The following is a 13,489-nucleotide window of genomic DNA, read 5'->3' as shown; positions in this document are numbered from 1 at the left end:
AGCCTATCGACAGTGTTAGGGTGACGCGGTGACCTTGCCGGAGCCAGTGCGCGCGGAACTCGACCGCGTGACGCACGGACCGTTGGTCGACTTCGCCGCGTTGGAGCAGGTGCGGCGGCGCTTCGACACCGAGCAGGCTGAGGCTCTGTCGACGTACCTGCGGGCGGCGCAGTCGGCGAACACCCTGCGCGCCTACCGCTCGGACTGGGTGGCGTGGGCGGCGTGGTGCGAGGCGGAGGGGCGGGTGGCGCTGCCCGCGGACCCGGTGGACGTCGCGGTGTACCTGGCGGTGGCCGCGAACGCGACGAAGGCCGACGGCTCCCCCGCGTTCGGCCCGTCGACGTTGGAGCGCAAGGCCGCCGCGATCGCCGCCGTGCACGCCGCCGGTGGCCTGCCCTCCCCCACCCGGTCGGACGTGGTGCGGTTGACGTTGCGCGGTGTGCGCCGCACCCGACAGGCGCAGCCGCGGCGCAAGCGGCCGGTGCTGCTGGGCACGTTGGAGGCGTTGCTGGCCGAACGGCCGCCGCCGGGCTGGCCGACGGGCGTGGCACGGCGCCGGGACGCGCTGCTGCTGCTGGTGGGGTTCGCGGGGGCGTTGCGGCGCAGCGAGCTGGCGGCGGTGGCGTTGGAGGACGTCACGGTGGACGTGGACCCGCGCACGCACGAGCCGCTGCTGCTGGTCGAGTTGGGCGTCACCAAGACCGATCAGACCGGCGCGCACCGGCAGCGGGTGGTGCTCCCCCGCGGCGCGCGGCGCCCGACGTGCCCGGTGTGCGCGTTCGCGGACTGGGCGGACGTGCTGACCGCCCCGGACCCGCGGGCGGTGCTGGAGGGCGAGGGCGATCCGGAGCCGACGCACCGCTGCCACGCCTACCGGCCGGGCCCGTTGCGCGGCCCGCTGTTCCCGTCGGTGAGCCGGCACGGGCGGCTGGGTGGCCGGTCGATGTCGGACCGGGCGGTGTCGGACGTGGTGAAGCGGTACGCGGAGCGGGCCGGGTTGGACCCGGCGCTGTTCGGTGGGCACTCGTTGCGGGCGGGGTTCGCCACCCAGGCGGCGTTGGGCGGGGCGAGCGACCGGGAGATCATGCGGCAGGGCCGCTGGACCAACCCGCGCACGGTGCACCGCTACATCCGGACGGCGAACCCGTTGGAGGACAACGCGGTCACCCGACTCGGACTGTGATCAAGGGCGCACGGTGGGTTGTTAACTTCTAACACGTCCGGTCCGTCCGGGCGGAGCCGAACGGTCCAACGGGTTAGTGCGCAGGGCCGCTTGCGCGGTTTGTTTCCGAGATGTTTCCACCCGTGTTGATCTGCGGTTATGTCGGTTTTCCGGGCCGGGCCGCGCGTGCTGACCTGCGCGGCTGCCGCGACCCCGCCGGGAATCCGGCCCGCAGGAGGGCGTTCACCTGCGCTTTGACGCCCATACGATCGTCTTCACGCGGCCGCCCGCCCCGGCCAAGCACACCGTGGCCCCCGGACTACCCTGCACTGTCCGGGGGCCACGCGCTGTTCGTGCGGGCCCTCCGCGGGGCCCGGGGTCAGGCGCCGGTGGTGCCGCCCACGACGGCGTCGGAGGACGGCGGCTGCTCCGCCTTCTCCGGTGCGGGCGCGAGGCCGGACAGGTCGCCGCCGTTGTCGTTGACGCGCAGCACGAACGGCCGGGTCTGCGTGTACTGGACGATCGACACCGACGCGGGGTCGACCACGATGCGCTGGAACCCGTCGAGGTGGACGCCGAGCGCGTCGGCCAGCACCGACTTGATGACGTCGCCGTGGCTGCACGCCAGCCACACCGCGCCGGGGCCGTGCTCGGCGGTGATCCGGGCGTCGTGGGCCCTGATGGCGGCCACGGCGCGGGACTGCACGGCGGCGAGGCCCTCCCCGTCGGGGAACACCGCGGCGGACGGGTGCTGCTGCACGACCGACCACAGGGGTTCGGAGAGCAGTTCCTTGATCTCGCGGCCGGTCCACTGGCCGTAGTCGACCTCGGCGAGTTCGGGGTCGACCACGGGGTCGAGGCCGCGGTCGGCGAGCAGCGGCGCGAGGGTCTGCCGGCAGCGTTCCAGCGGCGAGGTCACCACGGCGGCGACGGGCACGCCGGCGAGCCGGGCGACCAGCGCCGCGGCCTGGTCCACGCCGCGGTCGGACAGCTGCACGCCGGGTTGGCGGCCCGCGAGGACGCCCGCTCCGTTGGCGGTGGAGCGGGCGTGTCGCAGCAAGATCACGGTAGCCACGGGGCCACCCTATGCCGGGTTGAGCAGTCCCATGGACAGCAGCCCCATCAGCACGATGCCCAGCAGCAGCCGGTACCACACGAACGCCGAGTAGCTGTGCTTGGAGACGTAGCGCAGCAGCCAGGCGATGGTGGCGTAGCCGACGGCGAACGCGACGACCGTGGCGACGATCATCTGCGGCACGGACGCGGCGTTGGGCTCGGAGCGGTCGAGCACGTCGGGGATGCTGAACAGCCCGGCGCCGAACACCGCGGGCAGGGCCAGCAGGAACGAGTAGCGGGCGGCGGCGGCGCGGTCCAGGCCGAGGAACAGGCCCGCGGTGAGGGTCCCGCCGGAGCGGGACACGCCGGGGATCAGCGCCAGCGCCTGGGCCAGGCCCATGCCGACGGCGTCCTTGAGCTGGAGCTTGTCCCGCGCGTGCTTGGCGAACTGGTCGGCCAGGCCGAGCAGCAGGCCGAACACGATGAGCACGGTGGCGGTGATCCACAGGTTGCGGAACGAGGAGCGGATCTCGTCCTTGAACAGGTAGCCCAGCACGCTGATCGGGACGGACCCGATGATCACGTACCAGGCCATCCGGTAGTCCTGGGTCTTGCGCGCGGCGCTGCTGAACAGGCCGCGGAACCAGGCGGCGATGAAGTTGCCGATGTCCTTGGCGAAGTAGATCAGCACCGCGACCTCGGTGCCCAGCTGGATGACCGCGGTGAACGACGCGCCCGCGTCGTTGCCGAAGAACAGCGTGGAGACGATCCTGACGTGCGCCGACGAGGAAATGGGCAGGAATTCCGTGAGTCCTTGGACGAGTCCTAGGACGAGGGCCTGCAACCAGCTCAACTACCCACTCCTGCCAGATCCAGAGCTTCGGTCGCCGTGCGGAGCGCGGCGATCCCCTGCTCGAGATCTTGCAGCATGGGCGAAAGGGTGAGCGTGGTGACCCCCGCTTCGGCGTAGGCGCGCATCCGGTCGGCGATGCGCTCCTTCGGCCCCAGCAGGGAGGTGCCGTCGAGGAACTCGACGGGCAGCGCGGCCATGGCGCCGTCGTAGTCCTTGGACAGGTACTTGTCCTGCACCTCGGCGGCCTCGGCGGCGAAGCCCATGCGGGCGGCGTTGTCGTTGTAGAAGTTCTTCTGCCTGCTGCCCATGCCGCCGACGTAGAGCGCGGCGTAGGGGCGGATGCGGTCGGCGCAGGCGCGCCAGTCGTCGCCGACGACCGTGGGGACGGTGGCGACGATGTCGAAGCCGTCGAGGGTCTTGCCCGCCTTCGCGCGGCCCGCCTTGAGCGAGGCGACGGTGCCGGCGGAGTGCTCGGGCGACAGGAACAGCGCGAGCCAGCCGTCGGCGATCTCGCCGGCCAGCTCGACGTTCTTCGGCCCGATGGCGGCGAGGTAGACGGGGATGTGCTCGCGCACCGGGTGCACGGTGAGGGTGAGCGCCTTGCCGGGGCCGTCGGGCAGCGGCAGCGTGTAGTGCTCCCCCTCGTAGCGCAGCCGGTCGCGGCGCAGGGCGGCGCGGACGATGTCGACGTACTCGCGGGTGCGGCCCAGGGGCTTGTCGAACCGCACGCCATGCCAGCCCTCCGACACCTGCGGGCCGGACACCCCCAGGCCGAGGCGGAACCGGCCGCCCGACAGGGAGTCCAGGGTGGCGGCGGTCATCGCGGTCGTCGCCGGTGTCCGCGCGGGGATCTGCAGGATCGCGCTGCCGACGTCGACGCGTTCGGTCTGCGCGGCCACCCAGGCCAGCACGGTGGGCGCGTCGGAGCCGTAGGCCTCGGCGGCCCACACCACCGAGTAGCCCAGTCGGTCGGCTTCCTTGGCCAGTTCGAGGTTCGCGGCGTCGTTGCCCGCGCCCCAGTACCCGAGGTTCAGTCCCAGTCGCACGAGCGCAGACCCTACCGGTCGGTAACCTGCTTCGCCAGGGCGGACCCGCGGCCGTGTGTCCCGATCGTGACGGGATTCGGCCTTGACACCGCGCGTGCCACGACCCGCCGGAAAGACGATCACCCTTTAGGCTCCCCGGCGTGGAACAGCGATACCTCGGGCGCAGCGGACTCCGGGTCTCCCGGATGGCCCTGGGCACGATGACCTGGGGCCGGGACACCGACGCGGACGAGGCGGCCACCCAGTTGCTGGCGTTCGCCGAGGCGGGCGGCACGCTGGTGGACACCGCCGACGTGTACGTGGAGGGCGAGAGCGAGCGGATCCTCGGCGGCCTGCTGGGCGAGGTGGTGCCGCGCGACGAGCTGGTGATCGCGACCAAGGCGGTGGCGCGGCGCAACGACGGCCCGTTCGGCGGCGGCGCGTCGCGGGGCGCGCTGCTGCACGCGCTGGACGGGTCGCTGCGCCGGTTGGGTGTGGAGCACGTCGACCTGTGGCAGCTGCACGCGTGGGACGCGAACGTGCCGCTGGAGGAGACGTTGTCGGCGCTGGACGCGGCGGTGTCGTCGGGCCGGGTCCGCTACGCGGGGGTGTCGAACTACTCGGGGTGGCAGCTGGGCACGGCGGCGGCGCTGCCGGGGCACACGCCGCTGGTGTCCACGCAGGTGGAGTACTCGCTGCTGGAGCGGGGCGTGGAGCGCGAGGTGGTACCGGCGGCGCGGCACCACGGGATCGGCCTGCTGCCGTGGGCGCCGTTGGGGCGGGGTGTGCTGACCGGCAAGTACCGCAACGGCACGCCGTCGGACTCGCGGGGCGCGTCGGCGCACTTCGCGGGGTACGTGGAGCAGCACCGCACGGAGCGGGCGGCGCGGATCGTGCAGGCGGTGGCGACGGCGGCGGACGGGTTGGGCACGAACGCGTTGTGCGTGGCGCTGGCGTGGGTGCGGGACCGGCCCGGGGTGGTGGCGCCGGTGGTCGGCGCCCGCGACACCGGCCAGTTGCTGGGGTCGTTGGCGGCGGAGGAGCTGACGTTGCCGCCGGCGATCCGGGCCGCGTTGGACGACGTGAGCGCGGTCGAGTCCGGGTACCCCGAACGGCCGCTTGGCTGATTCGGGCGGTTGTGTCCGGTTGGGCCGTGATGGTCCACGATGGGCGTATTGTGACTTTCCGTGACCGTTTCTGTGACTTGCGTGACCCTGCGTCACCCGGTAGGCCCAATCGGGTCTAGGTTCGGTCCGTGCTTGAGACGAGTGGTGAACCGACCGCGGTGACGCGGCGTCGGTTGTTCGGCATCACGGCTGGGACCGCGGCGACCCTCGTGGCCGCCGGGGCGCCCGCATCGGCCGAGGGCGGCGCCCCGCCCCGCAAGGCCCCTCCCCCGGAGGCCACGTCGTTGGACGCGGAAGGCGCGTGGCGCAAGCTCGCGGAGGGCAACCACCGGTTCGTCACCGGCCACCAGACCCACCCGCACGAGTCGCTGCGGTGGCGGGAGTCCCTGGTGAACGGCCAGCACCCGTTCGCGGTGGTGCTGGGCTGCGCGGACTCGCGGGTGCCGCCGGAGCTGGTGTTCGACACCGGGCTGGGCGACCTGTTCACCATCCGCGCGGCGGGCGAGGTGCTGGACAACAGCGTGCTGGGCAGCGTCGAGTACGCGGTGGAGCACCTGGGTGTGCCGCTGGTGGTGGTGCTGGGGCACGCGAAGTGCGGCGCGGTGTCGGCCACGGTGGACGTGGTGCGGGGCCGGTCGGAGGTGTCGGGTGACGTGAGCGTGCTGGTGCGGTCGATCGAGCCGGCGGTGCTGTCCACGCCGGCCGACGCCGACGAGGCGCGGTTCCTGGCCGCGGCGGTGGACAACCAGGCCAAGCGGGTGGCGTCGTTGATGCTGGAGCGGTCGGTGACGATCCGCACGGCGGTGCAGCACCACGGCGTGAAGGTGCTCGCGGCGAGCTACCAGCTCGTCACCGGCGAGGTCGCCCGCCTGACGTGAGGCTCGGCCAGCCCCCACCGGTCGTGGTGGGGGCCGGCCCTCGCTCCCGCACCGGGTCACGCCGCCGGCGCCGGTGTCGGGTCCTGGGCGCCGGAGTCGTCCCCGGTGACGAGGTGGTCAGCCGGAGAACGAGCCCCGGTAGCCGACCGGACCTTCGCCGGGGAACTGCGCGGTGCCCTGGAAGGCGGAGCCGCTGTCGAAGAACGTCACGCTGCCGTCGCCCTGCTCGCCGCTCCAGGTGACGGTGGTGCCCGTGCTCGGCCGACCTCCGTCGGGCACGACGTCCTTGCGGTTGGTGATGTGCACGGTCAGGTCCGCGTCGGGCTGCCAGCCGCCGCCGGTGCCGATCTCGGTCTTGTACGTGGCCACAGGGTCCTCCTTCGGTGAGTGCGGGCCGCTACCCGCACTCGGATCGCACCAGCCGCGTGCCACCCCCGGTGGGCCCCGACCGGCGGCCAGACCTTCGGGTGAACGGCACCACCCGACCGGGAAGCGTGGTCGTCGCAGCCCGTCGAGGGTGCTTACACGGTCGGGTGACCCTCGCGGCGCGACACGCCTCAGATGAGCGCTTCGTCGACGAGCCGGAACCAGTCGCGCACACCGCCGAGTTGCGCTTCCAGCCAGGTGGCGACGTCGGCGGCGAGGTCGAGCGCGCGCGGTGTGCGGACCCGGCCGGCGAGGTGTTCGACGAGGCTCTGGATGCGCCGCACGGGCGGCGGGTGGTTGCCCGAGAACGGGACGGCGAGGCCGAGTTCGTCGGCGAGCCGGTCGGTGACCTCGTGCAGGAACAGCACCAGCAGCACCGCCCCGACCAGGCACGGCTCGTGCGCCTCCCGTTCGCGGGCGCCGAGGCCGTCCAGGCTGTGCAGCATGATCGTGGCGGCGACGCGGTCGGCCTCGTGCTCGCGGGCCCAGCCGACGGACTGGGCGTCGAGCGGGCCGACGGGTGTGCCGGGGTCGGTGCGGCGGCGGGCGTGCCGCAGGTGGCCCGCCAGCACGTGCCCCACCTCGTGGGCCAGCACGAACTGGGTCGCGCGCCGCGCCATCAGCGCGACCAGCGCGGCGCGTTGCCCGGACAGCTCCGGCAGCCGCCGCGCCTCGACCGCCCCGTTGCCGTACAGGTGGGCGTTGAGGGCCTCGGCCAGCGCGTAGGACGCCTGCTCGGCGGTGAGCAGGGGCGGGGTGCCGTAGTTCGGCAGCGCCCCGGTCATGATCTTCAGCACGGCCGCGAGCAGGTCCAGCAGCGAGGTGTTGACCAGCACGAGCACGCCGCGGCCGGGCACGGGGACGCTGAGCCCGTCGAGGGTGCCGGTGGGGAACACGCCCGCCAGCAGCGGGACGGTGGGCCGCCACCCCGCAGCGCGGGCCAGGTGCAGCACCTCGGGCTGCACGGCGTCGAGGGTGCGTTGCTGCTCGTGCAGGTGCGCGGGCCGGTAGGCGGCGGGCCGCACCCGCACGTCGACCAACCGCGCGAGCCTGCCCGGCACCGGCTCGCCGCCCACCTGGGTCCAGGTGTGGTAGCGCCCGGCGGTGTCGGCGCGGTGTGCCGGCGGGTCGAGGTGGTCGGCCACCCGGCGGTCCCGCAGCAGTTGCACGTGCCTGCTCCGCAGCTCCTCGACGGTCATCGCGACGCCTCCCCGTTCCCTGGGATAGTCGCCGCGACGGGGCCGGGTGTACGGGTGGAGCGCGACTATCACCTTCCCAGACCAACGACAACACCCGCCCCCTGCGTGACGATGGTGGTTCGGTGATGGATGCTGGGAGGGCTGAACGGGGTCGACTGGGAGGTCCGACGTTGCGCCGACTGGCGGCGGTAGTGCTCACCGGGGTCGCGTTGGTCTCCGGCTGTGCGACCGAGGAGAACCCGGCCGATCCGTTGCAGGTGGCGGCCACCCTGGAGCCCGCGCGGCCCGCCGCGTCGCCGGAGCAGGCCGTGCCGCCGCAGGGCCGGGTGCTGCCGCTGGGACGGGCGACGTCGGTCGTGGTCGCGGGCGGCCGGGTGGCGGTGGCGGTGGCCGATCCGCCGTCGGTGGCCCTGTACCCCCTGGACACGCTGGGTGACCCGCTGGTGGTCCCCTTGCCCGGTCCGGCGGAGCGGCTGGTGGCCGACGGTGACGCGGTGCAGGCCGTGGTGCCGACCGGGCTGGTCGTGACGGTGCGGCCCGACGGGTCGACGTCGCAGCAGTCGGTGGAGGGCGCGCCGGTGGACGTGGCCCGGGTCGACGGCCGGACGTTGGTGGCGCAGCGCGACCTGCGGCAGGTGTCGGTCGACGGGCACGTGGTGCGCGGCATCTCCAGCCCGGACCGGCTGGTCGCGGTGGGTGGCGCGGCGGTGGTGCTGGACCGGCCGCGCAGCGCGGTGTTCGACCTGGACCCGGCGGCGGACGGCCCCGGCGCGGGGCTGCGGGCGGGCGAGGGCGCGACGAACGCGGTGGCCGACCGGTTCGGCCGGGTGCTGGTGGTGGACACGCGCGGCGGTGAGCTGATGGCGTTCTCCACCGATCCGTTGATCATGCGGCTGCGCTACCCCGTGCCGGGCGCGCCCTACGGGATGGCCTACGACGAGACGCGCGACCTGGTGTGGATCACGCTCACCGCGCGCAACGAGGTGGTGGCGTTCGACGTGGCGGGCGCGGAGCCGGTGGAACGGCACCGGTTCGCCGCGGTCCGGCAGCCGGACTCGGTGGCGGTTGACCCAGGCAGCGGGCGCGTGTTCGTCGCGTCCGGGGACGGCGCAGGGATGCAGGTGATCGGATGATGGGCGATGGGGTGGTCGACGGGGACTGGGAGTACCGGCCGCTGCGGCTGCCGGCCGGCGTCTCCCGCCGCACGGCGACCACGCAGCTGGCGATCCACGCGGAGTTCGCCGGGTGGGAGCTGTCGCGGACGTTGTTGTTCGGGGACGGTTCGCGCAAGGTGTGGCTGCGCCGCAAGCGGACGGCCGCCGTGATGCCGGGCGTGATCACCTAGTGCTGCATCTCGGAACGTTGACCCGGTAATCGCCCCGTTGGGCTGACCGTCCAGGCTGGTCCTCCCATGTCGATTGGGAGGTGGTCGTGGGTCGTCGTCCGGAGGTGTTCGTCCGGCCGTTGTCCATGGAGGAGGGCCGGAAGTTGGCCCGGGTCGGTCGGACCGCGAAGGACCCGGTGCGGTTGCGTCGGGCGATCGTGGTGTTGATGTCGGCCCAGGGGCAGGCGGTCCCGGACACCACGTCGTTGATGCAGGTCAGCGCCGACTATGTGCGTGATGTGATCCATGCGTTCAACGAGCGGGGGTTCGCGGCGCTGGACCCAAAATGGAGCGGGGGACGTCCCAGGACGATCGGTGAGGCGGTCCGTGAGCGGATCTGCCTGATCGCCCGGACGTCCCCCGCCTCTTGGGGCATCACGGCGTTCTCGACCTGGTCGCTCGCGAAGCTGCGCGACCACCTGCTCGACCGCGGCACCGTCGCGACGATCAGCCGGGAGACCCTGCGTCGCATCCTGCATGCAGGCGGCGTGTCCTGGCAGAGCACCTCCACGTGGAAGACGTCCACCGACCCGGACTTCATGGTGAAAATGCACCGGATCCTGGACCTCTACGACCATCCGCCGGAGCAGGGGCGGGTGATCTGCGTCGACGAGTTCGGGCCGCTCAACCTCCAGCCACGCAAGGGCAAGGCATGGCGGCCGACCGGGGCGCCGCGCCGATTACGGGCCACCTACAACCGCCACCACGGCGTGATGCACATGCTCGCCGCCCTGGATCTGACCACCGGGAAGATCCACTACCGCATCCGCCGTCGCAAGCGGCACGGGGAGCTTCTGGAGCTGCTCAGAAGCCTGCGGACACGGTGGCCGGACCAACGACTCCACCTGGTCATGGACAACTTCTCGCCCCACCGCCACCCCGATGTCCACGCCTGGGCCGCCGCCAACGACGTCGAATTGGTGTTCCTGCCGACCTACTCCAGCTGGTTGAACTGGATCGAGGCCGAGTTCACCGCCCTGCGCTACTTCACCCTCAACGGCACCGACCACCGCAGCCACGCCGGGCAGAACGCCACGATCGCCGCCTACATCCGCCGGCGCAACGCCCGAGCCAGACCCAAGACCGGCTTCGCCACCGATTCACCCATCCGCACCTGGACCGATTACCTGATCAAGGTTGCGTGACGCGGCACTAGCTGGGTCTTTCAGCTCAGGCTGAGGCGCGTTGACGGAGGTTTCTGCGAGGGCTTCCCATCCCGCAGAGCCCAACCGTGGGGCGGACCCGGTCGGCGCGGTGCTCATGGCGCATCCGTGCCGAGCGGTGCGTGGTCCCCTACCCTTCCCGGTTCGACCAGGACAGGAAATCCGACCAGAACGCTGCTGTGGCGGCAACGACGTGCCGCTCCTCGTCGGCTCTGCCCTGCGGGCTGCCGAACTCCTGGTGCACGTAGTCGATGAGGTCGTACCCGTAGGGGATGATGTCGGCGCCGCGGATCGACAACACCGGGTGAGCGAATGTCGCCTGGCCCGCGGGCAGGTAGCGATGGGAGTAGACCGGAACCAGCTGCGGCACTGACGCCAAGTGCGCCCTCGCGCCGGCTACGGCGTCGGTCTGCCGGGCAGGGCGCGTGCCCCAGCTCGGATGCCAGAAGTCCGCCTCCGCCACCGCGAATACCACGTCCTCGACCGGTCTGTCGAGCCAGGAACGAAGCTGTGCGGCGTTGCCGTGGCGCCAGTCGGGCCATGCCCCTCCCGTGGGCAGCCCCGCCGCGAGAAAAGCGCGGTGGTCGTCGGCGAACGCGAACCCGAACCGCGCTTCGATACCGGTCAACTCCTGCTCCGTCAACCCTGGGCGGATCTCGGCGCGTCCGAGCCGGGCCAGCAGGCGTGCGGCCTTGGCGCCGAGACTCACCCCGAACGGATTGATCATTTGTGCAGGTTACAGCTCCATGGCGTGCAATCAGGGCCCAAGAGCTGCGAGTTCGTCGACGCGCAGAAGATGTACGACGCGCATCGGAGCGATCGTCAGCACCGCACTCGCCCCGCTCGACATGGGAGGACCAGCCTGGACCGTCAGCAGACCGAGCCGATTACCGGGTCAACGTTCCGAGATGCGGCACTAGGTCGCGTGGGGCTCACCCCGTGACCGCGACGGCGGTCGCGGCGAGCAGGTCCGGCCCGACGCGCTCGGGAACGGCCGACCACCACACCTGTGGTACCACAGGTGTGGTGGAGCGGGCCCGACCTGTCATCCGCTGTGCGCCGCGGGCGCGCCTCCGGGCCGCACAGCCCTCAGTAGGGGCGTCGGGTTCTTCCCCGTACGGCGTGGGCGGAGCCCAGCCACGTTTTCCCCGGTTTTGCAACCATGCCTTCCCCGGTTGAAAACTTCCAGCCTGAGCTTCTCGTTGTGAACCGCTCACCCGTTTGATCGCAGCGACCGTGCTCCCTGCGCAGTTAACGTCATCTTCGTCGGCAACAACTGACACGAAGATCAAGTGAGCTGCTCTCAGGGGGAATACGTGCGTGCAGTAGGAAGAACTGTGGGGATCGCCGTTGTGGCGACACTGGTGACGGCCGGCTTGTCAGCCACGACGGCATCGGCGGCCGCGCCGACCGGGAACCTGCGATTCGACGTCACCGGAACTCCCGACGTGGCACTCGGCATCGACGGCGGCCGACTCGACGACAGTGCCTACGTCGAGAGCTTATCGCTGGTCAGCGAGAAGGTTTCCACCGTCAAGGCGGCGATCGCCGCCGAGCACGTCGACCTCGCCGAGGTGGTCGACTTCGGCGTGGCACCGGGGACGGCCGAAATGATCGTCTACTGGTCCGGATCGTCCGACGCGCCCGCGTTGAAACGGATGCGGCAGCTCGCCAACGCCGCCGGCCTCGGTCTGGTCGTCGCCCAACGCACGGTGGGCAAAGCCCAGATCGACGCGGCGACGACATTCCTCGAAAGCAACATGGCGCGGTACGCGGAGCAGGGCATCGCGTTGTCGGCGTTCGGCGGGTTCTCGGCCGACTTCGACGGCGTCGTGGTGCACGTCGACAGCGCCAAGTCCCAGCCGGCGGAAGCCGGCTCCACCGAGGCGACGCTCGGCATCGAGGCGACGCTGGACGCCGACCTCGGTGTCCCGACCGACGTCACGGCCGGCGGCGCGACGAACTTCAGCGGGAAGTACGACGACTTCGCGCCGTTCAACGGCGGCGGCCTCATGGTCGGCTCGGACGGAGGCCGCTGTACGACCGGCTTCGGTGTCGTCCTCGGCGCGAGCAAGTACCGCTACCTGTCCGCTCGCCATTGCGACGCCCCCTCGTACACCACCGAGAGCCGACGGGTCATGGGCGGCCAAGAGCTCCGCGGTGCGGGCTACAACGGAGCCGCGGTCTTCAGCGCGGGTGGCTCCACGCTGGTCTTCGACGGGTCCAACGTCGGCAACCCGACCTCCACCCGCACCGTCACCCAACGCGACCCGGCCTTGAGCACGGTGGGCACCGTGGTCTGCCAAGAGGGCGCGAACATGGGTCAGAAGTGCGGCGTCATCCGGCAGGTGGCGATGGAGTTGGACGACAAGTACGGCACCATCCGGGTCAACTACGTGCGGAGTGTGGACGGATCGATCATCGCCGCCGGAGGTGACAGCGGCGCCGCCGTCATCAGCCAGCACACACAACAACGCGCGTGGGCGGTGGGAATCCTGCAGGGTGGAATCCCCAACGCGAACAACCGGGTGGGTGCCGCGTGCGGAGCCCGTGACTACACCGCCAACGGCCCGGTGTGCAGCGACAACTTCGTCTTCACCAACATCGATTACGCGCTGTCCGGGTTCACCGGGTACGCCATCCGCTATTCCTGACCTTCAGATCCCGCGCGGCACCGGCGAAGCACGGCCCGCAGTCGATGATTGGCGTGGTCAGCCGTGCTCGTCGTTGATCTCGACCGTGAGGTGCGGGCCGAAGGCGACGAGGTAGTGCAGTTCCCGCGCCGGGATGCGGGATCCGGGGACGAGGGTCGGGTCGGGGAGGAAGTGCACCGTCGTCCCGGACGTGCCGCTGCCGGGTACCGGCACGAGATCCGTGACGGGGATGCCGTGGGCGTAGCGCTGGGACCATGCCCCGTTGCCGCGCCTGTTGGTGTGCACGAGCCATCGGCTGAGCGCCGCGACGACCGACATGCCTCGTCGCGGGTGCCCGTCGGGCAGGGGCGGCGGTTGGGGGGCGTCGAAGAAGCGGAGGTCCTTGGTCGCCATGACCGGCTTCCTCACCGCTCGTCCCCGGTCGTCGACCCGCGTGCCGGTGCCTCGTCCGTTGTCCGCGACCGACACCGAGCCGTCGACGTGCAGGGTGACGACGGCCCGTCCCGACCCGGTGCTCAGCGCCTCTTCGGCCGCGTAGGCCAGTACTTCGAGCACGAGGTGC

Annotated in this window: 14 protein-coding genes; 7 read left to right on the top strand and 7 right to left on the bottom strand. The window is 71.7% G+C overall.

What is annotated here, in order from left to right; genetic code table 11:
- The first annotated feature begins 28 nt into the window (after nt 1–28).
- Nucleotides 29–1,183, top strand: coding sequence for a site-specific integrase (locus AB0K14_RS20215; RefSeq protein WP_360451455.1), 1,155 nt, complete (start codon nt 29–31; stop codon nt 1,181–1,183).
- A gap of 358 nt (nt 1,184–1,541) precedes the next feature.
- On the opposite strand, the gene AB0K14_RS20210 is transcribed toward AB0K14_RS20215, so the two are convergent.
- Genes AB0K14_RS20210 through AB0K14_RS20200 form a run of 3 tightly spaced genes read right to left on the bottom strand, consistent with a single transcriptional unit; the run spans nt 1,542 to nt 4,117 of the window.
- On the bottom strand, nt 1,542–2,237 hold the full coding sequence (locus AB0K14_RS20210; protein WP_360451452.1) for a histidine phosphatase family protein: 696 nt from the start codon (nt 2,235–2,237) through the stop codon (nt 1,542–1,544).
- 9 nt (nt 2,238–2,246) lie between these two features.
- Nucleotides 2,247–3,071 carry an undecaprenyl-diphosphate phosphatase gene (locus AB0K14_RS20205; RefSeq protein ID WP_360451449.1) on the bottom strand — a complete coding sequence of 275 codons (825 nt, stop codon included), beginning with the start codon at nt 3,069–3,071 and terminating at the stop codon, nt 2,247–2,249.
- Entirely contained in the window at nt 3,068–4,117 is a 1,050-nt protein-coding gene (locus AB0K14_RS20200) for an LLM class F420-dependent oxidoreductase (RefSeq protein ID WP_360451446.1), read from the bottom strand. Before AB0K14_RS20200 ends, AB0K14_RS20205 begins: the two co-directional genes overlap by 4 nt.
- A gap of 140 nt (nt 4,118–4,257) precedes the next feature.
- On the opposite strand from AB0K14_RS20200, the gene AB0K14_RS20195 reads away from it, so the two are divergent.
- Both AB0K14_RS20195 and AB0K14_RS20190 read left to right on the top strand, forming a co-directional pair.
- Nucleotides 4,258–5,223 (top strand): aldo/keto reductase, encoded by a 966-nt coding sequence (locus AB0K14_RS20195; RefSeq protein ID WP_360451443.1) that lies wholly within the window; start codon nt 4,258–4,260, stop codon nt 5,221–5,223.
- A 128-nt stretch (nt 5,224–5,351) separates the two neighbouring features.
- On the top strand, nt 5,352–6,101 hold the full coding sequence (locus tag AB0K14_RS20190) for a carbonic anhydrase (protein WP_360451440.1): 750 nt from the start codon (nt 5,352–5,354) through the stop codon (nt 6,099–6,101).
- Between the two features lie 117 nt (nt 6,102–6,218).
- On the opposite strand, the gene AB0K14_RS20185 is transcribed toward AB0K14_RS20190, so the two are convergent.
- Together AB0K14_RS20185 and AB0K14_RS20180 are read right to left on the bottom strand one after the other, a co-directional pair.
- Nucleotides 6,219–6,470, bottom strand: a complete 252-nt coding sequence (locus AB0K14_RS20185; protein ID WP_360451437.1) for a hypothetical protein — start codon at nt 6,468–6,470, stop codon at nt 6,219–6,221.
- A 188-nt stretch (nt 6,471–6,658) separates the two neighbouring features.
- The gene (locus tag AB0K14_RS20180; protein ID WP_360451434.1) at nt 6,659–7,726 is read right to left on the bottom strand and encodes a hypothetical protein; all 1,068 of its coding nucleotides are present in this window, start codon (nt 7,724–7,726) and stop codon (nt 6,659–6,661) included.
- Between the two features lie 170 nt (nt 7,727–7,896).
- Between AB0K14_RS20180 and AB0K14_RS20175 the strand changes: the two genes are divergently transcribed.
- The 3 genes from AB0K14_RS20175 (at nt 7,897) to AB0K14_RS20165 (ending at nt 10,255) form a co-directional block, all read left to right on the top strand.
- Entirely contained in the window at nt 7,897–8,859 is a 963-nt protein-coding gene (locus AB0K14_RS20175) for a hypothetical protein (RefSeq protein ID WP_360451431.1), read from the top strand.
- Complete coding sequence (locus AB0K14_RS20170) at nt 8,859–9,071, top strand: DUF5703 family protein (RefSeq protein WP_157620563.1); 213 nt, start codon at nt 8,859–8,861, stop codon at nt 9,069–9,071. The genes AB0K14_RS20175 and AB0K14_RS20170 overlap by 1 nt, the downstream gene beginning before the upstream one ends.
- A gap of 125 nt (nt 9,072–9,196) precedes the next feature.
- Nucleotides 9,197–10,255, top strand: coding sequence for an IS630 family transposase (locus AB0K14_RS20165; RefSeq protein ID WP_360451793.1), 1,059 nt, complete (start codon nt 9,197–9,199; stop codon nt 10,253–10,255).
- Nucleotides 10,256–10,403: 148 nt separating this feature from the next.
- On the opposite strand, the gene AB0K14_RS20160 is transcribed toward AB0K14_RS20165, so the two are convergent.
- Complete coding sequence (locus tag AB0K14_RS20160; protein WP_360451428.1) at nt 10,404–11,000, bottom strand: hypothetical protein; 597 nt, start codon at nt 10,998–11,000, stop codon at nt 10,404–10,406.
- A gap of 625 nt (nt 11,001–11,625) precedes the next feature.
- Here AB0K14_RS20160 and AB0K14_RS20155 point away from each other — a divergent pair.
- The gene (locus tag AB0K14_RS20155; RefSeq protein ID WP_360451425.1) at nt 11,626–12,927 is read left to right on the top strand and encodes a hypothetical protein; all 1,302 of its coding nucleotides are present in this window, start codon (nt 11,626–11,628) and stop codon (nt 12,925–12,927) included.
- A 57-nt stretch (nt 12,928–12,984) separates the two neighbouring features.
- On the opposite strand, the gene AB0K14_RS20150 is transcribed toward AB0K14_RS20155, so the two are convergent.
- On the bottom strand, nt 12,985–13,482 hold the full coding sequence (locus tag AB0K14_RS20150) for an ATP-binding protein (RefSeq protein ID WP_360451422.1): 498 nt from the start codon (nt 13,480–13,482) through the stop codon (nt 12,985–12,987).
- Nucleotides 13,483–13,489 lie beyond the last annotated feature (7 nt).

It is taken from the genome of Actinosynnema sp. NPDC050801 (assembly GCF_040673975.1).
Lineage (GTDB): Bacteria > Actinomycetota > Actinomycetes > Mycobacteriales > Pseudonocardiaceae > Actinosynnema.
This window is presented reverse-complemented; position numbering and strand designations above follow the sequence as displayed.